Genomic DNA, 23355 nt, shown 5'->3' on the forward strand with positions numbered 1-23355 from the left:
ATGCAGTTAGTCAGCCCACGCTATCTCGAGTCCGGCTATATGTGGCTCCTGTTCGTCGTCGGGGTCTTCACGGCACTTTATGGGAACGTCTTGATTGCCAGTCTATTGATTGGATTCAGTCTCTATGCACTGGTCATGCCATCTTTTATGTTTCGATTGGCAGAACAAATCCATGTCGACCTCACTGAGGAGATGAAACTCTTTCCGAATGACGAGGCCGTCTATGTCTTGAAACTTGTGTCGACGGCAAAAGTCCCGCTTGGCGTTGTCCGCTTATCCGGCTATTTGCATCCGACCGTGGAATCAGAAGGACATGCGTTTTGGCGTCAGGAGAACTTTGTCGAGACGAATGCGACTGTCGACTTCACAATCCCGCTCCATGCGAAGAAGCGTGGTCCCATCCGCCTTGAGGCTATCGGGATGGAAATTCGGGATCCGTTACGCATGTTCTCGCTCTATAAAGAGGACTCACTCCCACGCATCGGCTATGTCTTCCCTGAGTTTTCGCCCTATCCGATTCCGAAACGTCCCCCTACTCTCCCAGGTGAGGAGATGGTTCGTCATAGTGCCTATCGTGACCCGGAGACGTTCCAATCGGTCACTCCATATCATGGGCAACCGATGCGACAGCTATATTGGTCTGCCTATGCGAAGACGGGCGAACTGCTGGCCCGTACCGAGCAACCGGTACAAGCAAATGAATATGTCATCGTGCTCGACTTGTTGACGAAGGATGGGCGTGCCCTCACCTATCAGATGGAGCGCCTCATCTCGCAAGCGGCCGCATTATGTCGCGATTTCGAGAAAGAAAATGCGAGTTACGGTCTGATTGTCCCGACGCTCACGAAGGATGGAATCACGTATGACCTTCAACCGGGAAGTGGCGAGGTACATTTCCGGAAGATCATGACGACATTCGCTTGTCTGTCCGAGAGTGATTTTCCACTCGCTCGCTCCTTGTTTGAGCGAAAGGTCGCCAAATATAGTGGGAATCAATCGATTCTCCGCTTGGGAGGTGACGGTCAATGAGATGGTTGTGGTGGGTATTCGCATCCTTTTACATCGGACATGTGTTTCCGTTGCTCTTCTTATTGACACTTCGTCTCCCTCGGAACACACAACTGATTGTGCAGACGATCATGAGCGTCGGTGCCCTCTATTTCTCTTATGAAATGAGCATCATGCTTTTGATATTCACATACGTTCATGCGTTCATTCGGACGTTGGATTGGACGGACCGTTATGCGATGGCGAGCGTTTTGTTTTTGGTGGCAGACTGGTTATTCCCACCGGCATCGCAACCGCTCGCGATGGTCCTCTTCCCGTTCATCTTTTTGATTTGGCAACGAAACCTGTATTACCGTCGCGACTACAAGCGGATGGTGACGATGTTGACCGTCGGCCTAGGCATCGGGCTGATTGTCTCTCTCATCATTCGTACGATTAAAGAGCTATTGTTTGGTAATGTCGTCGCCTGGATCACTCCATTCTTTTTGTGGATTGGGAGCTGGTTTGATGGAATCGTACTCGACCCGAATGATCGCGTAAACCGCTTCCTCGTACCGGATAACCCGAACCTAGATGCGGAGACAGTGGCGCAAGAGACATTGCTCGCGTCCGCATCGAATAACTCGCTGTTCTATATCGGAGTGTTTGTAATGATCTTGCTTCTTGGAGTAGGATTGTTCTTCTATCTGCAGAAGCGAAAAGACATCCAGGAAGACGGGATGATTCCGAGAAGTATTCACCATCCGACACTTTCAGATAAGCGGATTGTCCGCTCGCCTCGCCAGATCCGCCTCCTTGATACGGGACGGAAGTTGGAACAGCAGCACCCGCGTCTTCGAGAGGAGACGGTAGCTGATTGGTTGCAGCGAATCGAGTTCACGGACCACAGGCTCTATGCAGATTGGTTAGAGGCCGCAGAGTATGGAGACAAGGAAGCGCCACAAGCAATCAGCGATTCCTTCGAACGACTCGTCGAGCAAGTGAAAAAACGCTAAAAAACATCCGGCAGAGGAGATTCTTCTGACCGGATGTTTTTCATTATAAAATCGGACTGAGGAGGCGGGACACACTCTCCTTGAAGCGGATCCAACGTGTCCTCGATTCATATCGCTCAAGGGTTAGCCGCTCGGCACGTGCCTCGTCTCGCTCGAACGCATCGATGACGGACGTTGCGACGTCTTGGTCGAAGACGAGCGCCGAGATTTCAAAGTTGAGGCGGAAGCTTCGGGCGTCGATATTTGTCGTCCCGATTGATGCGACTTCTCCGTCGATGACAAGTGTCTTCGCATGAAGGAAACCTTCCTCATACGTGAACACTTCCGCCCCGTAGCGTACGAGCTCTGCCGCGTTCGCATAGGTCGCCCAGTAGACAAACATATGGTCGGGCTTGTTCGGGATCATCAGTTTGATCTTGGTACCGGCCATGAGGGCGATGCGACAGGCATCGAGAAAACTCGCATCCGGGATGAAATACGGTGTCTGGATGTAAATACTTTCTTTTGACTGCGTGATCATTTTGACGAGCATATTCTTTAAATGTTCCGTCGACGAGTTTGGACCCGATGTCACGATTTGAACGGGTGCAGCGAGATGTGAGATTCCCTCGGTTGGCCAGACAAAGTCATCTTTCCGCGCTTTCGTTTTTGTCGGGACCGAGCGATTCCAATCCAAGATGAAACGTTCCAATAATTCCTTGACGGCGTCGCCGGAGATTCGTAAGTGAACGTCACGCCAATAGCCGAAGTGCTCATCTTTTCCAAGATATTCATCCCCGACGTTAAAACCGCCGATATAGCCAAGATCACCGTCAATGATGCAGAGCTTTCGGTGATTTCGATTGTTGACGCGGAAGTTGATGCCGAGTTTAGAGGGAAAGAACGATTTGACTTCCCCGCCGTGGGCGAGCAGGTCCTTGAAGTGTTTGTGCCTGAGCCCCCTCGATCCTACCGCGTCATAGAGGAATCGGACACGTAACCCTTGTTTTGCCTTTTCCGTTAATAAGTGAATCAACGATTGACCCAGGGCATCATTTTGGATGATGTAATATTGAATGTTCACTTCTTTCGTCGCGCGCTCGATGTCTTTAAACAGCTGGTCGAACTTCTCTTTTCCATCGTGAAGGACACGAATGTCGTTGTGGAAAGACATCATCGCATTCGTCGACACGAGGTTCAGTCTTGCGAGTCGTTGGTGTTTCAATAGAAGTGGATGATTGAACGGTGCCGTGGATTGGTCTAATTGGTCGAGCTGCTCCGCCACATGATGATGATACGCCTCACGTTTCTCTTCCTCGACTTCATAAAAGTTCTGTGATTTGATCAATCGACCAAAGAAGATGTAGACGAAGAAGCCGATGAGCGGTAAGAAGAAGAGGACAAGTAGCCACGCCCATGTCGTTCCGATGTCTCGCCTCTCGAAAAAGATGATGGTGATGGCGAACGTGAGATTAAGCAGTAAGATGAGCCATGTCAATATGACGATAATGAGTCCGATAGTCACTTCCATCGTATCCCTCCCTTTTTTCAATTCTTACCCGAAATCAGACTATCTTAGCAAATGTTTTTCCTGATTTGGGTATACATTAATGAAGAAGTGAAGAAACGGGGGAAGCTTATGGAAGACATGATGATTGGGTGCAGCTTACTTGTCCTCATCGGTGCACTTTCGTAGTTACTCGCTTGGCGTTTTGACTTCCCAGCCATCTTGATTATGACGGTTGCAGGGATGCAAATTCAAAGCATGGACATATGCATATTCTGAAACAGCTTCGTGAGTTTAAAGAGAACATTTCGATTTTACTGGTTTCGACAGTTTTCATCATTCTGACGGCAAGTTTGACACGTGATAGTTTACTCGCCATTTTCGACTGGCCTCTCCTCTTGTCGATTCTCGGAATCTTATTTTTTGTCCGACCGATCTCGGTGCAGACGTCGCTCCTCGGTTCTCCACTATCCGCGCAAGAACGGGCACTCATCAGCTGGATTGCCCCTCGAGGTATTGTTGCGATGACGGTGACCGGTTTCTTTGCACAAGAGATTGCCGAACTGGGAATTGAAGATGCGGAACGGATGTTGCCAATCACACTCGGTTTAGTCGTAACCTCTGTCGCCCTACATGGATTGACGATTAAACCACTCGCGAAGCGACTCGGACTGACGAAAGTGAAGAATCCTTGGGAGAAGATATAGACAAAAAAAGACACCGCCCGATGGCAGTGTCTTTAATCAGCTTGAATTAGTTCAAGACTTTGATTGTGATTGATTGGCGACCGAAAGCAAGTGCTTGCTCTTGTGTCGGCATCAAGATATCGATTTTGTTTCCTTTGATGGCACCACCAGTGTCTCCTGCGATGGCTTCTCCGTATCCTTCAACCCATACTTTAGAGCCGAGCGGAATGACAGAAGGGTCAACCGCGATGACTTTTTGGTTCGGGTTCGAACGAACGTCGATTCCTGTCGCTGTGATACCAGAACATCCTGCACAATATGGTGTATAAGCTGTCGCTTCAACTGTCATTGTCTGACCTGAAGCCGGAGCTTGGGTTTGCGTTGTAGACGATGCAGTTTTTGTTACAGGTGCTGATGTCGATGTCTTCGGTGCTGTTGTCTTCGCATCGTTTGCTACAGATGCAGCGGCTGCACCTTTCACGGTGAACTCTTGTCCAGGGAAAATAAGATCTGAATCAAGACCGTTCCAAGTCATCAATTGATTGACAGAGATCCCGTGGTTCAATGCGATACGATAAAGTGTATCACCCGATTTAACTGTATACGTTTTAGATGCAGTAGAAGCTTGTGATTTTGCTTCTGCCTTTCCAAGTTTCAAGACTTGGTTCGGATAAATCATATTTGAGTTTAAGCCGTTCGCTTGTTTGATGTCGTTTACAGAGACGTTGTTGTTCACGGCAATACGATAGAGTGTATCTCCAGACTGAACTGTGTGTGTTGATGCTGCCGAAGCTGGAGCAGCGACTCCTAAACTAAGGCCAGCGAGTGCCGTTAGTGTCAATAGTGGTTTTTTCATAAGAATATTCCTCCCTTTTCTAACGCCCCCTTACTGTAACACCTGTATATTTCACAGCGATTACAGGACGATATGAGAGTGTTATCAGTTCATTTACAGAACAATTCAAGAGGATGAGAGGTTTCTGAAAATTGTTTCAATCTATTGAAACGGCTTCACAGAGCCAATTTAAGATATACTAGAGATAGAAAAAAGGAGGTTTTGGTCTTTGGAACTATTACTGCTATATTACATTGTGACTAATTTACTAGCGTTTGTGTCATATTTTGTCGATAAACGACGTTCTCGTATTGGGGCTTGGCGTATTTCTGAGCGGACATTGTTGACGATGGCATGGATCGGTGGAGCGTTCGGTGCCTATTTGGCGATGCGCGTCTTTCGTCATAAGACGCTAAAACCGAAATTCCGAATCGGAGTGCCTGTTGCAATTCTCGTGCATGCTGCGTTTACCGGTTGGCTGATTTTTTAAACTCTTATATAGAAGAAACTCGATTGTATCTTTTAATGAACGATGATTAAAAATGTCAGATTCGTCCCAGTTCATGCTCATTTCAAAGTGTTTCTCCGTGAACAATCGAAATGAAATGTCGGGAAATTTCCGAAACGAGGAGGATTGCTCTTTTGAAGAGTATCGAGATGATTTGTCACGGATCATTGACATTAAAGGTGACTGATCACTTCACTGTTCTTTTTTGCAAGTCTGGGACGTCCGTGATTCGAGTGAATGGAGTAAGCATCACCCTTCATCCAAGAGAAGCCGTTCTCTTGACACGAGGACAAAGTATCATGGTTGAGAAAATCGAGGAAGCGTCACCGATGAGGTTACTCGAGTTTGATCCGACTGCTTTGTTCCATCCCGAGTTGGCGAAGCGATATGTGACGCCATATCTAAATACTGAAAAGTCCATACATATGATAAAACCGGAACGAGGTCATCAATCTATTATTCAGACGATTGAACGGGCCGTTCAACATTTATCTGCGGACGGTCCACTCGCATTGATGGATGCGACACTGCAGTGTACGGTCATCTGGCGCTACTGGATTCAGCAAGAGGGTGAAGTGATGAAGAATGAGAACAAACGGGAGAGCCTTCGTCTGATGCTCGCTTATATCGAGTCTCATCTAGAAGATAAGCCCACGTTAGCTCGAATCGCGACTGCGGGTAATGTAAGTCGCAGTGAATGTTGTCGGTTGTTTACTACGTTCGGGAACACCTCCCCACTTGCATATGTCCAAGTTAAAAGAATGGACCGGGCCGCAACTCTATTAATGGATTCGATTGAATCGGTTGCTGACATCGCCAATCGCCTGAGCTACTCAAGCGTCAGTCACTTCGTACAGACATTCAAAGCACATCATTCAATCACCCCGCTCGCCTATCGAAAACAATACCAAAAGAAAAGAGCCGAGTAATCTCGGCTCTTTTCTTTATCTTGCGGTCCACCCACCATCTGCCTTCAAAACATCACCATTCACGAAGCTCGAATCATCCGATGCTAAAAAGAGGGCGACGTTCGCTATTTGCTCTGGTTCTCCCATCGGGGCTTCCCCCGCCCCTTGAATGGCGCGCATCCCAAGTTCGCTCGGTGCTGTGATGGTTGACCCAATATTCGTATTGATGCCACCCGGTGCGATGGCGTTGGCCCGAATCTTACCGAGCGTGCCATGTGTCGCCGCGATGTTCTTCGTCAATCCGATTAACGCATGTTTTGAGGCCACATACGCTGCACCACCTCGTGTACCGAATAATCCTCCGACCGATGCATTGTTGATGATGACGCCACCCCGGTTCTGCTTCTCCATCACTTGGATGGCGGCACGTGAAAGTTTCATCGGTCCGGTCAAATTGACGCCAAGGACACGGTCCCATAATTCATCCGTCACTTCTCCCACCGTCATGAAGTTGTCCATGATTCCCGCGTTATTGACGAGAATGTCGACCGAGCCGAACGTGTCTTTCGCCGCATCGACGAGTTTGTCAATATCCGTTTGATTCGTCACGTTACCAGCAATGCCAAGAACTTCCCCACCCGCTGCTTTGATTTCATCAACTACCGCCTGCACAGCATCTTCATTCAAGTCGAAGGCGACGACTCGTGCGCCTTCTTCCGCAAACAGTTTGGCGATGGCTCGCCCCATGCCTGAACCTGCGCCAGTGACAATTGCCGTTTTTCCTGAAAGCTTCATTCCTCATTCCTCCTTTGGAAGGTCAGAACGTATACGATGTGTGATGACAGTAATCTGCCTGTCACTATGTTATACCCACATTTGGTTGCGAGCCTCCTGAGAAACATGGCGATTTTTCTTCAATTGACTCCCAGCAATCTTTATACTTGAATGGAAAGCACTCCATTTTATAAAGGAGAGATGACGTGAGACAATTCCATGCAACCGTCCATGGTCGAGGTGAACCTGTACTTTTCCTTCCCGGTGGAGGATTCACTGGGTCACAAGGCCAATTATTTGCCGAAGCATTACATAAAGATTTCGAAGTTCACCTGTTAGATCTACCTGGATTTGGTGAAAGTGAGGGACTACATACATTCGCCACGTCCAAAGTACTCGCGGACTGGGTCGAGACGTATCGAATCTCACGACACCTTGAATCGGTTCGACTAATCGGGCATTCGATGGGAGGTGCCATCGCCCTGGCTCATGCAGTCCATTATCCAGACCAAGTCAGGCATTTGATACTTCTCGACCAAGGACATAAACCGAACGCTATGCTACCATATCGGGAATATGGCATCCTCGGATTCGCCTTACCGCTTTTACGTCTACTGTATCACCATTCACCACGACGCCTCTTGAACTGGATTGAAACGAAAGTGAATAAGAGTGACCCCACGTTTTCTGAAGAGCGGTTCCAGCTGTTCTGTCGACGAATCGGGGTCGAGCCGACGTTATCGATTCGTTCTGCTGTCGAGCAATCGGCCCGTCTTTCGACCGGTGGCTTACACTTGTTGTTTGGTTATGATGGATTGGATTTTAAGGACTTGTTACGACGCGTCCAAGTCCCGACGCACCTGTATTATGCGGATTTCACGGGAATTGATTTGAAGGAGGCGAAGCGAACGCTCCATCATGTCAAACGAGCGGAACGACTGCTTCATCCTTCTGTACAATTGATTGCCGTACCAGGTGGACACTTCGTTCAATGGAGCCGTTATTTCTCGATGGAAAATGTTGAGCGGTTCTTACATACATAAAACAAGACAGCGGAGAGGTTTCCGCTGTCTTGTTCGTCATGATGCCCAGTCGTGGCGCTTTAGCCAGTCGTGAAGTTGATGCTGTAGCTCAGGATGGAGCGGTTCACTGAGTTGTGAACGATAATGTTTTTTCACGTCCAAAATACTCATCTCACCATCGAAATGTTTCAACATATGGTCCATGTCCTTAATCTTTTGTACCTCGATATGCTCTACGTGAAGTGCGGCGAGCTCATCTAGATGCTCGACGTCCGTTTGAACGTCCCGGTCTCCTGTCAGTGCGAGCGTCGGAATGTTCAATTGAACCAATCGTTCTCGAAGTGACACGTCTGTGTGTGTAAGATGCTCCCGTAACCATTTGGCAGGGAACTTCATCAGCTGGATCCGCATCGTATCCTGATCCGTTGTTGTGACGCGCTCGAACAGTTTTTGTTGTTTCCCGACGACCGACTTCTCATTCAAGCTAAAGCGAAGCAGTTTACCCTTGATCCCTTTCGTACGCCCCACTTCTTCGAGCAAAGCATGTGCCTGTTCCTGCATGCTCGTCTTCAAGGCGACACCGGCACCAGACAACAGGACGAGACCAGAAACGGATTCACGTTCTGCTGCGAGTGTCGCGACGATACATCCTTCGCTATGGCCGAGCAATAAAACGTCTTGTGAGACATGGTCATGAGATTTCAGATAACGGACGACCGCCGACACGTCATCAACGAGTCCTGTTAGACCGACGCTATGTCGATTGCCACCACTCTTGCCAATCCCCCGTTTGTCATAGCGTAATGTGATGAATCCTTGTATCGTCAGCCATTCTGCTAAGTCTTTATACAAGTTTGACTTGAAGCCGGTACCGTTTCCGTCACGGTCCAATCCTCCCGTCCCTCCGATGAGGACGATGGCTGGAAAGGACGACCGTTCCTGATCGGGTGTCGTTATGGTGGCAGCAATGGTTGTTTCCCCTTGAATCAACACATTTTCTTGTTTATACATCATCCATCTCCTCCTTTTCTTCAACCGGCATGAACGCGTAGGAGAATTTCCGCAACGTACGTTCTTCAGATGGTTCATGCTCGAGCACTCCCTCTAAGAGATCGTAGAGACCTCTTAGGAATCGATCACTCTCGGCATCAGACAGATAAAGTGGGATACTCCGAAAGCCGACCTTGTCTACTTGAAGGTCGATTTTGTCCCGCTTTAAATAGTCTCCGAAATCCATGAGCAGTGACATCGCGAACGTGTAACATATTTTATATAGTTGTTCACGATCTTCCTCTTCGACGACTTGATTGACAGCGGTCAATGGATTGTTTTGAATCGCGTACACTTTTTCATACACCCCACGTACTTTGTTCTCACTTGCGACAGATAAAATCTCGTCTTGTACCATTTTGTTGATATGGCGATAGAGGCTCGCTTGGGGAACATCGGGAAGTGCTTTTGCTAAGTCTCCGGTCGTGACTCCTTCATTCATCAGAACGTGTTGAAAGATTTTCATGCGAATCGGGTTCAATAAACTTTTTAAGACATCTTGATTCATTGATTCCACCTCAATGTTATCATATTTGATAATGTTATTATTTATGATAATATCATGTGGTCGAATCGTTGTCTATGTCCATACAAAAAGCCGCCCTCGTATGGCGGCTGATTCGATGCATGATTAATGATTACCGTTCACAGGCGATTCCGTCTTTGTCGCGGTCTTTTGATTGATTCGCGTCATATAAGGCTTTATTGACATAAGGTTTATAACGCGTCTTTCCACCTTTGTTTTTGGTCGTCTTCGATTTGGTAACGCCCCCTTTATACACTTTGTTCATCTCCGTGCAGTTTTTGAAGCGTTTCGCCGCAGCATCGACCGAGTCTGTCGGTGTTGCCGTCAATCCAATCATAAGAATGAACGTCGATAATGCCAGTGAGACTTTTTTCATCAAACCCCTCCTCTTACAAGTTATATCGGGTAAATTTGTGTGATATTTATCATTGAATGAGTAGATAAAAAATTCTTTCCGACACTGATGAAGTTCAAAAGAGATATTTGATGTTAATTTTTCTCTACGACACGTCGCACGATAGAGAAGAACACTTGGTTCGGCAGATAACGCTTCAGCGCGATCAACAGTCCTGCCTGTTTACCCGATGGATAGCGGAGACGCTTCTTCCGGACGGTCGCTGCACGCCAAATCGTCTCGGCGACGACGTCCGGACCTTCAGCGTTCGCACCAGCGGCATTCGTGTTATGGAGCGCAACCTCTGTGTAGCCATCATATACATCGAGCGGTTGGTCACGGACGAGTTCTTGGGAACGACCGTAAAAGTCTGTCTTAATCGGTCCCGGCTCAATCAATTTCATGTCGATATTGAAAGGTGCCAACTCGAACTGGAGCGATTCGATGAATCCTTCAATCGCCCATTTTGAACTGTGATACAAGCTGTAAATTAGGAATGTGATCTGTCCACCGACGGAGGAAACGGTCACGATCCGTCCGCTCCGCTGTTTACGGAAGTATGGCAGTGCTGTCCGGATCACATTCATGACCCCGAATACGTTCGTATCAAATTTCCGTTGAATCTGTTCGGGAGAGGCTTCCTCGAAAATTCCGACCGCTCCGTATCCAGCATTGTTCAACAACACATCCATCGTTCCGTGATCCGAGACGATTTGTTTAAATGTCTCTCGGATACTCGTCTCGTTCGTCACATCTAGTTGATAGAGAGACACCCCTTTTAGGTGAGACAGTTCTTGATGATCTTCAGGTCTTCGCATCGTAGCGGCGACATGCCAGCCTCGTTTGCTGAACAGTTCGACCGTCGCTCGGCCAATTCCGCTCGATGCTCCTGTGATGACAATCGTTTGTTTTTGGTTCATATTCATTCCCCTATAATGTTTATATGTTTAAACTTTTAAACTCATTGGTGAAAAAGAAGCCTTTCTCCCTGTTTCCAAAAAGAAAGGTCAAAGGATGCATTCGTCTTCAATCGCTCGTGTCAGTGCCTTCAGCAGTCCGACCGCGTTCTCGAGCGTCAGGAAGTAAAAGTTCTCTGTCCCGACTTTCTCTGATGAGACGATGCCCGCTTGTCGAAGTAGTTTGAGATGATGCGAGATGGCCGGTCGAGACAACTCAATCTTCTCATCAATCTGATTGACGTTTAAGCGTTCATGTTTGGCGATCTCGACGATGATGCGTTGACGATTGACATCGGCTAATACTTGGAACAATGGAATCGCATCTTCAAATAAAGATAACGAGACTTCGGGTGTGGCATCTGGTTGTTTCATATTCATCACTCCGTTTAAAAGTTTAAACGTTTAATCCTGTACTAAGAATACTAGGTGATCCGCCTTCTGTCAAAGAAGTTGTTCGTACACTTCACGTAGAATGCTTGCAATCATGTGTCTCGAGTCATAATCCCGCTTGGAGATTTTGACGAGCGGCGATGGTTCGGGGAAGAGCTGGGCATTGATGTCGTCAATGTTGTAGCCCGCTGCAGTTTTTGTTATCACGTTATCAGTCAAACGTTCTAGATAATCGAGCTTTTTGGTCAGTTGCTCCCTTCCCTGTTCGAGATGCCCGGCGTGTTGGCAATAAACTTCCTCGAAATTAAGACTCAGAACACGTTTGAGAGAACGAATCTGTTCAGGTACCGACTCCTCCGGAATCATCACCTTCGGATAAGGATGGACGAACAAATCACCCGAGAACAGCCGACCGTTCTCCTCGTCGTATAAGACGACGTGATTCGGTTCATGACCAGGTGTATGGATTACCTGATAAGTATGATGTTCTGATGTGATCTGATTGTCATAATAGGCAATCGGGTGAAACGGTTCGGGGTCTCCTGAAAAGCGTGCCCGATAATCTGGGATGTCTAGCCCCGTCCGGCACATGTCCCTGGCGGATTCTCGTATGTAAATTGGGACACCGTATGTCCGTTCAAGCCAGGCTGCCGTTCCGATATGGTCTTCATGGGGGTGCGTGATGCTGACAAGATCGATTGGAACCGACTCATAAAACGGTTGAAGTTCGGGTAGCATCGTGCGTGTTCCCGTATCGATGAGCATCCCGTCGATATAATACACATACATCGACATCTCGAATGGACCGTTCTTTACGTTGGCACAAACAGCCGTCACCGGTCCATAGTTCTTTATTTGCATCATGCGTCCCTCCAATTTTTCACTTTTCTTCATTATATCGAAAAAGAGCAAAGACCTGCAGACATTTCACAGTTCTTTGCTCACCCTTATTTAGAGATTCTCTCCATTCGTCGCAATGACCTGTTTGTACCAGTCAAACGAGTCTTTCTTCATCCGCTCCATCGATCCGTTCCCTTCATTGTCACGGTCGACGTAAATCATTCCGTACCGCTTCTTCATTTCTCCTGTCGTAAACGAGACGATGTCGATGATGCCCCAAGGTGTGTAACCAATCAAGTCGACCCCGTCATAGAGGACGGCTTGCTTCAATTGTTCGATATGGGCCTTCAAGTAATCGATTCGGGCTTTGTCATGAATCTTTCCGTCGACAATCTCATCGACGGCACCGAATCCATTCTCGACGATGAAGAGCGGAATTTGGTACCGGTCATAGAGTCGGTTGAGTACATAACGGAGTCCGACCGGGTCAATCGCCCATCCCCAGTCACTCGACTGGATATACGGGTTCTCGACCCCATTCGGCAGACCACCGTTGACGATATCGCCACTGTTGTCCGCGACGACGTCACTCTTCACGGTCGTCGACATATAGTAACTGAAACCGAGATAATCGACCTTTCCGTTCTGTAGGATTTCTTCGTCCCCTTCAAGGATTGGGATGTTATACCCTTCCCGCTCGAACTCGTTCAAGGCGTAGCTCGGATAGAAGCCGCGTACTTGTACGTCCGGGAAGAAATAGCGTTGACGCATCATCTCTTCGGCGAGCATGACGTCATCTGGGTTTGATGAATACGGATAAATCGGTACGTGAGAGACCATCGCTCCAATCTCGAAGTCAGGATTGATGGCTTTCCCTTTGGCAACGGCGAGAGCGCTCGCAATCAGTTCATGGTGCCCAGTCTGATACATGACTTCGCGGGCGTTCTCCCCTTCTTCTAAGAGGACTCCCGAATTCGTCCATAAGAAGAGTGGATTGTTGACGTCCATCTTGTTGTTGATTTCGTTGAACGTCATCCAGTATTTGACCTTGTCTTTGTAACGGTCAAAGCAGACCTCAGCGAAGCGGACGAAATGCTCGACGACTTCTCGATTTCGGAATCCCCCGTATTCACGGGCAAGATGGAGCGGCATCTCAAAATGCGACAGTGTGATGATCGGTTCGATGTCATGTTTGAGTAGCTCATCGAACAAGTCATCATAAAATTGGAGACCCGCCTCGTTCGGTTCTGCATCATCACCATTCGGGAAGATGCGGCTCCATCCGATGGAAGTACGTAAACATTTCAATCCCATCTCAGCAAAGAGGGCCACATCTTCTTTATACCGATGGTAAAAGTCAATCGCCTCATGGTTCGGATAGAATTCATTCGGTTCGACCTTGTCTGTGATCCGGCGAGCGACGCCGTGTGCACCTGCCGTCAAGACATCGACGACACTCGGTCCTTTGCCATCAGCGTCCCAACCGCCCTCGAATTGATGAGCGGCAAGCGCGCCTCCCCATAGAAAATCGTTCGGTAATGTCTTCATTGTAAGTCCTCCTTCACATGAATCGTACACGTCAAGTATAATTGTACCGGTACAATTATACAAGGTCGGTACATTGAATTACTTTTGTTTTTTTCATGATATAATGAAATCAGTGACGAAAAAGTGAGGAATGACCATGCTAAAATATCAACAAATCGCAAATGAAATCGAACAATACATCCACGAACAAAACTTAAAACAAGGCGATAAGCTCCCTGTCCTTGAGCAGATGATGAATCAATATGCGGTGAGCAAAAGCACCATCACGAAAGCTTTAGAGCTGCTCGAACGAAAGGGTGTCATTTTTCAACTGCGGGGAAGCGGCATCTTCGTCAGACGACATAATCGACCTGGCTATATGAGCCTCTTCTCGACCCAAGGGTTCAAGAGCAATCTCGGAGGCCGTATCTTGACATCTGATGTGATTGATGTGTCTGTCTTGAAGCCAGACTCGACGGTTGCAGAGAATCTCGGGATTGCCGTGTCGGACGATGTATATCGGGTCGAACGGGTAAGGTATGTGGATGGAGAGGTGCTCTGTCACGAGGAATCCTATTATGTAAAAGCCGTCGTGCCCTATTTGAATCGCGAAATTGTGGCGGACTCGATTTTCGATTACATGCAATCGGCGCTCGGCGTCACGATTGGGTTTTCTGACATGTATCTACAGGTCGATCGATTGACGGAAGTGGAAGCAGGCCACCTCGGGTTGCAAGAGAATGACCCGACACTTCGCATCGAGACGATCTTCCATCTCACGAATGGGAAACCATTTGACTATTCCCGCATCACCTATCACTACACACATTCACAGTTCGTCATTCAGGCGAACGGGCCCTATATGTAAAGACAACCCCTCATGCGCGCATGAGGGGTTGTTTGTCGAGAGATGAATATCACTTCACGACCGGGAGATTAACCTGTTCGACCCAATCGTCAATGAACCGACGTTGATGTTGATGTAATCGTGGTAGGTCTTCTCTTGAGAAAAATCGATGTTCGTGACTTTCGTCTGTCAATTGAGCAATTTCTCCTGAGAATGAATGGGTGTAAAAGATGACTTGAACACTATAGACGCGATCACCGTTTTCATAATTGGCATATCCCTCATCACCGGAATAGATTCCGAACAGTTTCAAATTATCCACGGAGAGCCCCGTCTCTTCGAGAGTTTCACGGATGGCTGTCTCTTCAAATGATTCCCCAGGCTCCATAACGCCACCGGGGATTCCCCAAACATGATGATCTTTTCGGTGTTGCAACAAAATTTGATTGTCCTGTTCGATGAGGACTCCACATCCTACAGTGATTAATAGATTCGATCCGATTAATTGACGCATATGCTGTATGTAACTCACTACACTACCCCTCTGTATTTAGAATTTAAAAAATCTTGATATCCCCATTCACATGATCAATGAAATAGTACGTATCGTTAGCATCATGTGCGAGTATGAAATTTCCTAGTATATTTGGATGAAATTCAATAGTGAACGTCTCAAGCGTCTGCTCGTAGGTCGGATATGAGAGGGACTGCCACACATTCTTCGCCTTCGGAATCTGAAGCTGAGGCAATAATTCGTCTTCAATCAATCCCTTCCAATCTGGGTTATGCAATATAAAGCGAAACACGTTTTCAACTGGAGCAAACGTCCCACCTAAACCAAACGCCAATTTGATGGGAAACGCGCCTCTAACCACATGTTCAAAAAATGTTTCCATTTGGACAATACCAGTTGTCGCGACACGTTTCACTTGGTTTCCTTGAAGCGTCAATCCGTCTTCGTAATAGCTCAGAATCCAATCCCTCTCTCCTCTTAAGACGATGACCTCATTTGAAGAGAGCGTCAATTCAGACTCTAACATTTCACGATTTTTGATGGTTTTGGTCGTCACATGCTCTTCTTCCTGACTTTTAAAAGAGAAGCGACGTTTTCTCGAATCCTTTACAGTCCGCTTACGCTCTATAAGTAATGGAAACTGTTCATTCTCCAAATGGCGAAAGATCAAGTAGGTTGCTTCTCTGTCTCTCAATGCATGACTCGGTATGACCACTAAGTCTAGTGGATTATGATGACTGGATAAGTCTTTTGACATCATGTTGCTTTTCGTCTCTTGAGGAACCAATATCCGAATGGCAATATCGCTAACACCGCAAAGCCAATCAATCGGTTGGTGCTCGATGTTGGCCTGTTTGACTCTGTCTCATCCGAATGGACTGATGATGAGTCGCCTGCTCCACCTATCATCCCTTCTTCGGCATTCCCTTCAATACTTTCATTCTCTTCAACCAATAATACTTGAAACGCCTCAGTTGAAATTTCATCTCCGCTAATCATCTGTTTTGTATTAGATGTCAACGCCGTCAACATGTCCCCATCATAATCAAACCAAGCCGACGCTTCTGCGTATTTCACGAGATCGCCTTTTACGTCCGTCAACGCTTTCGGGGTTTCTTTGTCTGAACCGAACGTTGAGAACGCATATGTACCCGCTGATTGTTCATATGTTCCGATCACGTTGACCGGTTCATCATCTTGAAAGACGGTCGCCACAAATTCTTTTGTTGGGACGAACGTACACGTTTTCCCCGTTTTGTAGCAAGAGGATGACGGGATATACGTCTCCAACAACGGACCAAACGTGATGTTCTCACTGTCCGTCATATGATAATTAGCCGGATCATCTCCCTGAATATGATCCATCACAATGTCATAAAAATATGCATCTGCAAAACGTTCCGCCGAAGATTCGGTCATTTCGGCGGATACGATTGTCGTGCTTGCAAGCAGTCCGACACAACATATGAGTAAGCCCGTCATTCGTCGCATGTGTTTCTCCTTTCATTACCCTGAAGATTTCAACAACATCGCGTGATTGATGTGAATCAATTCGGCGTGCGGCTGTTTGTGACGACTGACATATGACGTGAATCGCGATGACGCAACAAACGCGTTCGATTCATGAATCATCGCCAGTCGGACGAGAATGAGCCGTAATTGTTTTCTTCCTTCTCCCAGTGTAACACGGTCGACTTGGTTGTTTTTGTCGAGTCGGTTGATTAACAGCTCCACTTTACAATCTTCTTTAATCAAGTAAGAGACCCAATACGCCGTCTGTTGAATCAAGTCTTCATATTGCGCATGGAGGCCGTTCCTGAGCGGACCGCTCAAATCAAGGGAAATCGTGAACGTGTCGAGATTTTGTCGTTCGAACACTTTTGCCTGTACATGACCGACCTTTGAAGTGGCGACCCAGTCAATCTGTTTAGCCGGTTCCTTCTCATATCGTTTTGCACTCTGAATCATCAACGGATCGTTCAGCGGGGAGTGCTTGACGATACGGTCACCCATCCGAATCATGCGCGATTCGGTGATTGGTGACTTCGTGATGGTAGGTAAAACAACCCATGAGGGCATATCCATCTCCTCATCCGTGAAAAAAAGAGTACCTAAATAAAACGGTAAGGTGACACGCATCACACACATATGAATCGAAGCAGGTCCACGCTTCACAGCCGAGACGCTCACATGATGTATGTCCTGTTCGATCCTGGTGTCGTATGCCTGTGACCCGTCCTCGAATATCATCCGTTCATTACCCTCTAGTCGAATCAATAGCGGAACGCCGAGGGCAATGATTCGCTCATACCCATCAATACGGACGATACATGATGTCTCATCGTCAATGAACAAGAGATCTTCTTTCTGCCGGATGGAAAATGAGACTTCGTTTGAAAGTGTTCGAATGATTCGTTTCCGGATGAACATGACGATTAATAATGCCCCGCATACATAAGCGATGGGCCATACATAAGGCATCCACATGGTGAGAAAACCGAGACTGACATAAGCCGGCCAAAGTTGGTCTTGAAGAATGGACGGTGTACTGATTTCGACCTGTCTCATCGTTACACCTTTTCGACGGGGACAGTTACGGACTCGAGTACGTCCACCAACACTTGTCGCTTCGTCGATTTGATATCCCCTTCAAGGGTGAGGGTCAATCGGTGCGAGAGGACATGTGGCGCAACGGCTTGAACATCTTCAGGCGTGACAAACTGACGGTCGTTCAAGTACGCATAGGCTTGTGAGGCCTTGACGAGCGCGAGCGTCGCCCGTGGGCTCGCCCCGACTTCGACTAACGGATGTTGCCTCGTCTCGTGGATGAGTGCGAGCAAATACGTGACGACATCTTCATGAATCCGGATATTTTCGACTTCTTCTTGTGCTTCTAAAAAAGCTTCATTCGTCATCAAGGCATACACTGTCTGTCTCGTCTTTGAAATCGTCTGCAAAATCAAGTTCCGCTCTTCGTCTGCCCCAGGATACCCAACTTGAAGAGACATGAGGAAGCGGTCGAGTTGGGCGTCCGGTAGCGTGAACGTTCCCGCAGACTCGATCGGGTTTTGCGTCGCGATGACGAAGAATGGTTTCGGTAGTTGATAGGTGACGCCACCGATAGAAACTTGGCGTTCTTCCATCGCTTCAAGCAAGGCGGATTGCGTTCTCGGAACGGCGCGGTTCACTTCATCGATGAGTAAAATATTCGTGAAGATCGGTCCGGTGCGGTTCTCGAACGTCTGGGTCTGCATATTGAAGAAGTCTGAACCGATGATGTCAGAAGGCAGCAGGTCGGCTGTGAATTGAATTCGGGCGAAGTCTGCCTCAAAACTTTTGGCGATGCTTTTCGCAAGTAACGTCTTCCCCGTCCCAGGCACATCCTCTAGCAAGATATGGCCGTTCGCCAGTAGGGCTGTGCAACATAATTTTGTGATTTCCGGTTTACCGAGGTAAATGCGGTCTAATTGGTCCAATTCGTGTCGGATGGTCATGAGTTCGACTCCTTTTGTGTGCGTAGTAGGTATTCATCAAGTTGTTGGGTGAACGCTTCTTCTCGTTGTGGTGAGATGTTTCCATCATCATAACGTGTCTCTAAATAGGTAAGTAAGGATGCATCGAGCTCGATTCGTTTCGCCCAAGTCGACAACGTCTCAGTTGGGCGACGACGTTTATATGGAGGTAACGCTGCTTCGAATTGAATCAACTGCTTTCGGATAGCCGATGCTGGTAATGGATGAACCGTTCGGTTTATCTGCATCGGCGCGTTATCAGAAGTCACTAGCGAGTAATCCTCGCTATCTAACTCTCCCTCCTCGCTTTGTTTCTTCGAGGGGCGTCGTCTTTTCCAGAGCCACCATCCGAGCAAGATAAGCAGTCCGGTAATCATGTATGGGAGGTAGGAGACGCTGCTCGTCTCTTCTCCTGACGGGTTTCCGTAAGAAGGGGATTGGTCCTCAATTCGCTCTTTCGGTGTCCCCCCTGACTCGTCTTCTGAGTCAATCATTGCTCCGTCTGGACCGTTCCCTTCTGGTTCTTCATATGGCGCATCCCCACACCAAAAGTTGACATCCGTCACTTCGAAAATCCCTAAAAATTTTCGTTTGTCACGACAGTCCGTGACCCAACTCGTAATCTCGCTCCCTGAGATATCTAATGATTGGTAGTAACGGTATCCCAGTTGACCGGAATAGGAGATGAGGGCGACAAGTAGTAAGGAGAATAGAATCCCTGACACAAAAATCGTTTTGGCTTGTTTCATTGGCGATTCCGTATATGTATATTCGGTTTCATCTCAAGTGACGGCTCCTCTCATAGTCTAAATCCTTTTTTTGGAAATCGGATTAACAGGATTATACCATGAATTTTTACGGAATATTCAGTTATTTTTAGACAAAAGAAAAATGCCCGTTCATTGAACGAGCATCCATAATTCTCTATCTTCACCCTCTTCATCGAATATCCACTCTTCAAATCCATACACGCGGATATTCTGGTCACTCCGAATGCCCCATTGGTTTATAAACGTTCTTACATAAGGGATTGGAATCCATTTTTGGTGGGGTGAATCACGCCGCATAAACGATTGTAACCCCTCTTCATCTTGAAACACGAGAAGCTCAGAGTTCCAGAGTGTAGGTAAATCTAGCAGCACGACGACCCACATTCTTTCATCCATACGCAACTCTACTAGTCGTTTCGCTTCATCGAATAGAATATGGATGAGTGACTGTTTGATTCGGGCACTATGTTGAATATCTAGTAAAAAAGTTTTGTCCGACCGGAATCTTGGCATACCAATACCCATTATGAAACTCAGTTGGAAAATCGTGATGATTTTCTTGCAAATTTCGCCGAAGACGACTTAACTTTCGTTTCAGACCACGCACTTTCCGATGTCTCATTTCAGGATCGACTCGACTTGCTTCATATGGTGTCGGTCATGCTCGATGAACTCCCCGATGATTACATGTAACGAGTAGGGGACACCTTGATGCGGATCATGCGAGACACCATTCGCTGTCGTTTTATAAGTCAGCGCTTCCTCACTTAAGGACTCGAGCATGGTGATGAGTGCTCGCCGACTTTGTAGTGATTCCTTCAATACGACGTCACCTGATAACTTCTCCGCCCTTTTCGTCGCCCGTGCGTTAAAAGAGTCAAAGTCAGGGAAAATCATTCCTTCCCCGCTCTTCACCGATGGGATGATGACATTCAAAAGATGGTTGTCCCAATGGGCGATATGTAAGACGATTTGCTTTATGGACCACTTCTCCGAGTCGATCTGTTCATTCCAATCGGATTCACTCAGCTTTTCTAACGAATCGAGCCATTCTGTGTACGATGCGAATTCTTGAATAACTTGCATCCAATCCCCTCCACGTTCGCTTTAAATTACTGCGATTATAGCACGAACGAGTCTTTTCAAATCAAAAAACGGCACCGTTCATCATGAACGATGCCGCGCGTGTCTCTATAACCAGACTGGTAATGAGAAGAAAACTAAGAACAATACGGTCAAGACACCGACGACCGGACTGAGCGACCGATAGCCCTTCTTGAACAAGACAATCATCGTGTAGGCGATGAATCCGAGTCCGATGCCATCGACGATGGAATACGTGAACGGAATCATGATGATGACAAGGATTGCTGGGAAGGCATGTTCCCAGTTATCGAGCGGCAAATGCTTCACGTTCTGGAACATCATCATTCCGATGATGATAAGAACCGGTGCGATCGCCGTCACAGGAATGATTGCAAAGAGCGGTAGCAATAAGAGCGATACCACATACAATCCAGACGTGACGAACGAAGCGATCCCGCCTCTTGCCCCGACAGATATCCCGGCAGCCACTTCGACCGTCGAGACCGTCGGGCTTGACCCGAACATGGCCCCTGCCATCGTCGAGAGACCTTGCGCTACAAGACCTTTCGGCGCCTCTTCTTTTTTGCCGATTGCCCGTGTCTGATTCTGAATCAAGCTGATGTTTTCAATCAACAAGACGAGCGTAAGCACACCGACCGCGACGAAGAAGAGTGGAGATGTCGACTCGGCGAACGAGATGTTCCCAAATACCGTGCCGAACGATTCGAAGAACGGTGTCAACGCGAAGCTTCCCGTCCAATCGAGTGTTCCCATCACGGCACTGAGTCCGACACCGAAACCAATCGTCCATAGGAAGCTGCTCGGCCCCATCTTCAAGAACAGTAAGATGGCGACGAAGAGTGACAGGAATGCGACTTGGACGTCACGCTCCCCGAGATCACCGATGTGAAGCAATGCCCCACCCCCGCCTGAGACGATCCCTGCCGCCTCGAGCCCGATCAAGATGAGGAAAAGGCCGAGACCGACCGTCAATCCGTCATGAATAATCGGCGGGAACGCGTTCGCCAATTTCCTCGCGACTTTGGTGACCGTCAATAGTACGACGAGTACACCTGAGACGAATGAGACGGCGAGCGCACTTTGCCAGCTCAATCCCATCTGTAGGACGAGCGTGTACGTGAAGAGCGCATTAATCCCCATTCCCGGTAACAAGAGAAGCGGTAGATTGAAGAATCCCGCAATCAATGTCCCGATGATGCTTGTCAAAATCGCTCCGACGAGCGCCCCCTCGAACGGGAGTCCGGCTTGTGTCAAGATTGCCGCATGCACGGCCGGGATGTATGCTGTCGCCAGAAAGTTCAGCACGCCCCCGTATGTTTCTGTTTTCCATTCTGTTTGTTTTGCCATAGGAATCAATCCTTTATTGGCACCCTCACCCACCCGTGTATACACACGAGATTGATTATATCCTGTCAGACATCTAACAAGCAAGAGTGATTCGACTCAATTCCTTCTTTGGACCCATTCATGAGACCGATTCCATCAAAAGATTCATTTTATAAAACAGGAACGTTTGTTCTTGTTTTCAGCGCATTTTTGCGAACAAATCTGTTATAATGAAGAAGCAGGTTAACGCAGCAATAGTGGGGTCAGCCGCCAAGTCCACAATGGAGGAAGGCGGTGGTGCGGATGGAACAACTTTGGACCTGGGTTGGGGATTATGTCATGATCCCAATCCTCGCTCCGATCATCGTTCACTTGGTGATTCACCGAACATCCGATCGTGCAACGTCTGAACGCACAAAAAAATGACCCCCTCGGCGCAATGAGATGGGTCACTTTCTGATTCACTAACCATTGTGGCGGCTGGGACCACTCTTAAAGTGGTAGCCTGTAAGCCAGAGGCCGGTGTGTCCAGCACCGGTCTCTTTCTACTTGCATCATACCATACTTGTTCCCATTTTTCAGTAACAGAAACACAAAAACGGTGAAGTTCACGTGACGAATGATAGCTGTCCGTCCGACATCATTCAGAGACCACGTTTCTAAGCCCGTTGTTCAACAGTTCGAGGCAGAGCAAAGCGCTTTGCCTTTTTTAGATTTCATTTATGACTCCTTTAAGAATTCTTTAAATCTGCCATCTACAATGAAGACAGTTCAAATTCTTAGGAGGTTTATTCCCATGTATAATCAGAATTATTCAGTTATGTTCACAATCGAATCAAGGGTCGTTCTCATCCCACTCGCCATCCTCGGACTCATCACGTTACTCGTCTGGTCGTTTCGCAAGAAACATGTAAAAGCCGCACAAACTATTTTACTTCTATCATTCGGGATATACTTATTAGGCGTCCTTCACTTCGTGTTTTTCCCGATTGACGTCAATTTAGGAAAGTATGCGAATCAAGTTCCGTGGTGGAGAACGATTAATTTTATTCCGATTTTGACCATCGATGTGTATTCATTTGTGCTGAATGTCGTGATGTTCCTCCCGTTCGGCTGTTATCTTCCATTTTTGAAACCGTCGATCACGAAAAAAGAAGTACTTAAATTAGGATTACAGTTTAGTCTGATCCTTGAATTGATTCAATTATTGGTGCGCACGACACTAGGCAGTGGACGAAGCACGGATGTGAATGATTTATTGGCAAATGCGTTCGGGGCGCTCTTAGGGTTCTTACTCGTTCGCTTCGTCGTCCAATACGCCCCGTTCCGACGTTTGTATCAGAATTTCCAACTTTAATTCGCGAGGGAGTT

At 47.5% G+C, this 23355-nt stretch carries 28 protein-coding genes; 9 read left to right on the forward strand and 19 right to left on the reverse strand.

Features of this window, described 5'->3' with window-relative positions; genetic code table 11:
- Both KNO69_RS06530 and KNO69_RS06535 read left to right on the forward strand, forming a co-directional pair.
- On the forward strand, positions 1 to 1029 hold the full coding sequence (locus KNO69_RS06530) for a DUF58 domain-containing protein (RefSeq protein ID WP_012726320.1): 1029 nt from the start codon (positions 1 to 3) through the stop codon (positions 1027 to 1029).
- On the forward strand, positions 1026 to 2003 hold the full coding sequence (locus KNO69_RS06535; protein ID WP_214816872.1) for a hypothetical protein: 978 nt from the start codon (positions 1026 to 1028) through the stop codon (positions 2001 to 2003). Before KNO69_RS06530 ends, KNO69_RS06535 begins: the two co-directional genes overlap by 4 nt.
- Before the next feature lie 43 nt (positions 2004 to 2046).
- On the opposite strand, the gene cls is transcribed toward KNO69_RS06535, so the two are convergent.
- Positions 2047 to 3513 (reverse strand): cardiolipin synthase, encoded by a 1467-nt coding sequence (gene cls, locus KNO69_RS06540; RefSeq protein WP_214816874.1) that lies wholly within the window; start codon positions 3511 to 3513, stop codon positions 2047 to 2049.
- Positions 3514 to 3755: 242 nt separating this feature from the next.
- On the opposite strand from cls, the gene KNO69_RS06545 reads away from it, so the two are divergent.
- The gene (locus KNO69_RS06545) at positions 3756 to 4196 is read left to right on the forward strand and encodes a cation:proton antiporter domain-containing protein (protein ID WP_078146920.1); all 441 of its coding nucleotides are present in this window, start codon (positions 3756 to 3758) and stop codon (positions 4194 to 4196) included.
- A gap of 46 nt (positions 4197 to 4242) precedes the next feature.
- On the opposite strand, the gene KNO69_RS06550 is transcribed toward KNO69_RS06545, so the two are convergent.
- The gene (locus tag KNO69_RS06550; protein ID WP_214816876.1) at positions 4243 to 5031 is read right to left on the reverse strand and encodes a LysM peptidoglycan-binding and 3D domain-containing protein; all 789 of its coding nucleotides are present in this window, start codon (positions 5029 to 5031) and stop codon (positions 4243 to 4245) included.
- Positions 5032 to 5239: 208 nt separating this feature from the next.
- On the opposite strand from KNO69_RS06550, the gene KNO69_RS06555 reads away from it, so the two are divergent.
- Complete coding sequence (locus KNO69_RS06555; RefSeq protein ID WP_074037011.1) at positions 5240 to 5500, forward strand: DUF1294 domain-containing protein; 261 nt, start codon at positions 5240 to 5242, stop codon at positions 5498 to 5500.
- Positions 5501 to 5652: 152 nt separating this feature from the next.
- Positions 5653 to 6447, forward strand: coding sequence for a helix-turn-helix transcriptional regulator (locus KNO69_RS06560; RefSeq protein WP_214816878.1), 795 nt, complete (start codon positions 5653 to 5655; stop codon positions 6445 to 6447).
- Between the two features lie 15 nt (positions 6448 to 6462).
- On the opposite strand, the gene KNO69_RS06565 is transcribed toward KNO69_RS06560, so the two are convergent.
- Positions 6463 to 7221: a glucose 1-dehydrogenase gene (locus tag KNO69_RS06565; RefSeq protein ID WP_078146917.1), complete on the reverse strand. Its 759-nt coding sequence runs from the start codon at positions 7219 to 7221 to the stop codon at positions 6463 to 6465.
- A gap of 185 nt (positions 7222 to 7406) precedes the next feature.
- On the opposite strand from KNO69_RS06565, the gene KNO69_RS06570 reads away from it, so the two are divergent.
- Positions 7407 to 8243, forward strand: a complete 837-nt coding sequence (locus KNO69_RS06570; RefSeq protein WP_214816880.1) for an alpha/beta hydrolase — start codon at positions 7407 to 7409, stop codon at positions 8241 to 8243.
- Between the two features lie 36 nt (positions 8244 to 8279).
- Here the strand turns inward: KNO69_RS06570 and KNO69_RS06575 are convergent, their stop codons facing one another.
- The 7 genes from KNO69_RS06575 to bglA form a co-directional block, all read right to left on the reverse strand.
- Positions 8280 to 9233, reverse strand: coding sequence for an alpha/beta hydrolase (locus tag KNO69_RS06575; RefSeq protein ID WP_214816882.1), 954 nt, complete (start codon positions 9231 to 9233; stop codon positions 8280 to 8282).
- Entirely contained in the window at positions 9226 to 9780 is a 555-nt protein-coding gene (locus KNO69_RS06580) for a helix-turn-helix domain-containing protein (RefSeq protein ID WP_214816885.1), read from the reverse strand. The genes KNO69_RS06575 and KNO69_RS06580 overlap by 8 nt, the downstream gene beginning before the upstream one ends.
- Before the next feature lie 130 nt (positions 9781 to 9910).
- Entirely contained in the window at positions 9911 to 10135 is a 225-nt protein-coding gene (locus tag KNO69_RS06585) for an excalibur calcium-binding domain-containing protein (RefSeq protein WP_483297357.1), read from the reverse strand.
- A gap of 152 nt (positions 10136 to 10287) precedes the next feature.
- Positions 10288 to 11112, reverse strand: coding sequence for an SDR family oxidoreductase (locus KNO69_RS06590; protein ID WP_214816890.1), 825 nt, complete (start codon positions 11110 to 11112; stop codon positions 10288 to 10290).
- A gap of 87 nt (positions 11113 to 11199) precedes the next feature.
- On the reverse strand, positions 11200 to 11523 hold the full coding sequence (locus tag KNO69_RS06595) for an ArsR/SmtB family transcription factor (RefSeq protein ID WP_074037016.1): 324 nt from the start codon (positions 11521 to 11523) through the stop codon (positions 11200 to 11202).
- A 69-nt stretch (positions 11524 to 11592) separates the two neighbouring features.
- Positions 11593 to 12402 (reverse strand): MBL fold metallo-hydrolase, encoded by an 810-nt coding sequence (locus KNO69_RS06600; RefSeq protein WP_251124878.1) that lies wholly within the window; start codon positions 12400 to 12402, stop codon positions 11593 to 11595.
- Positions 12403 to 12492: 90 nt separating this feature from the next.
- Positions 12493 to 13929 carry a 6-phospho-beta-glucosidase gene (bglA, locus tag KNO69_RS06605; RefSeq protein ID WP_214816894.1) on the reverse strand — a complete coding sequence of 479 codons (1437 nt, stop codon included), beginning with the start codon at positions 13927 to 13929 and terminating at the stop codon, positions 12493 to 12495.
- Positions 13930 to 14065: 136 nt separating this feature from the next.
- Here bglA and KNO69_RS06610 point away from each other — a divergent pair, with 136 nt between their 5' ends.
- Positions 14066 to 14776, forward strand: a complete 711-nt coding sequence (locus KNO69_RS06610; protein ID WP_214816896.1) for a GntR family transcriptional regulator — start codon at positions 14066 to 14068, stop codon at positions 14774 to 14776.
- A gap of 49 nt (positions 14777 to 14825) precedes the next feature.
- Here KNO69_RS06610 and KNO69_RS06615 read toward each other — a convergent pair whose 3' ends face one another.
- From KNO69_RS06615 to KNO69_RS06655, 9 genes are all read right to left on the reverse strand, one after another.
- Entirely contained in the window at positions 14826 to 15287 is a 462-nt protein-coding gene (locus tag KNO69_RS06615; RefSeq protein ID WP_214688721.1) for an NUDIX hydrolase, read from the reverse strand.
- Between the two features lie 25 nt (positions 15288 to 15312).
- On the reverse strand, positions 15313 to 15825 hold the full coding sequence (locus KNO69_RS06620) for a hypothetical protein (protein ID WP_214816898.1): 513 nt from the start codon (positions 15823 to 15825) through the stop codon (positions 15313 to 15315).
- Positions 15826 to 16025: 200 nt separating this feature from the next.
- Positions 16026 to 16760, reverse strand: coding sequence for a hypothetical protein (locus tag KNO69_RS06625; protein WP_214816901.1), 735 nt, complete (start codon positions 16758 to 16760; stop codon positions 16026 to 16028).
- Positions 16761 to 16775: 15 nt separating this feature from the next.
- The gene (locus KNO69_RS06630; protein WP_214816904.1) at positions 16776 to 17837 is read right to left on the reverse strand and encodes a DUF58 domain-containing protein; all 1062 of its coding nucleotides are present in this window, start codon (positions 17835 to 17837) and stop codon (positions 16776 to 16778) included.
- 2 nt (positions 17838 to 17839) lie between these two features.
- Positions 17840 to 18763 carry an AAA family ATPase gene (locus KNO69_RS06635; protein ID WP_214816906.1) on the reverse strand — a complete coding sequence of 308 codons (924 nt, stop codon included), beginning with the start codon at positions 18761 to 18763 and terminating at the stop codon, positions 17840 to 17842.
- Positions 18760 to 19530 carry a hypothetical protein gene (locus KNO69_RS06640; protein WP_214816908.1) on the reverse strand — a complete coding sequence of 257 codons (771 nt, stop codon included), beginning with the start codon at positions 19528 to 19530 and terminating at the stop codon, positions 18760 to 18762. The genes KNO69_RS06635 and KNO69_RS06640 overlap by 4 nt, the downstream gene beginning before the upstream one ends.
- Positions 19531 to 19680: 150 nt before the next feature.
- Positions 19681 to 20064, reverse strand: coding sequence for a DUF3916 domain-containing protein (locus tag KNO69_RS06645; RefSeq protein WP_214816911.1), 384 nt, complete (start codon positions 20062 to 20064; stop codon positions 19681 to 19683).
- A gap of 105 nt (positions 20065 to 20169) precedes the next feature.
- Complete coding sequence (locus KNO69_RS06650) at positions 20170 to 20637, reverse strand: DinB family protein (protein ID WP_214816914.1); 468 nt, start codon at positions 20635 to 20637, stop codon at positions 20170 to 20172.
- A gap of 105 nt (positions 20638 to 20742) precedes the next feature.
- Entirely contained in the window at positions 20743 to 22005 is a 1263-nt protein-coding gene (locus KNO69_RS06655; RefSeq protein ID WP_214688735.1) for an NCS2 family permease, read from the reverse strand.
- A 282-nt stretch (positions 22006 to 22287) separates the two neighbouring features.
- Here KNO69_RS06655 and KNO69_RS15400 point away from each other — a divergent pair, with 282 nt between their 5' ends.
- Both KNO69_RS15400 and KNO69_RS06660 read left to right on the forward strand, forming a co-directional pair.
- Positions 22288 to 22410, forward strand: coding sequence for a hypothetical protein (locus tag KNO69_RS15400; RefSeq protein WP_255349577.1), 123 nt, complete (start codon positions 22288 to 22290; stop codon positions 22408 to 22410).
- A gap of 370 nt (positions 22411 to 22780) precedes the next feature.
- Positions 22781 to 23341: a VanZ family protein gene (locus KNO69_RS06660; protein ID WP_214688737.1), complete on the forward strand. Its 561-nt coding sequence runs from the start codon at positions 22781 to 22783 to the stop codon at positions 23339 to 23341.
- Positions 23342 to 23355 lie beyond the last annotated feature (14 nt).

This window comes from Exiguobacterium sp. s131, assembly GCF_018617345.1.
In the GTDB taxonomy this organism is placed as follows: Bacteria; Bacillota; Bacilli; order Exiguobacteriales; family Exiguobacteriaceae; genus Exiguobacterium; species Exiguobacterium profundum.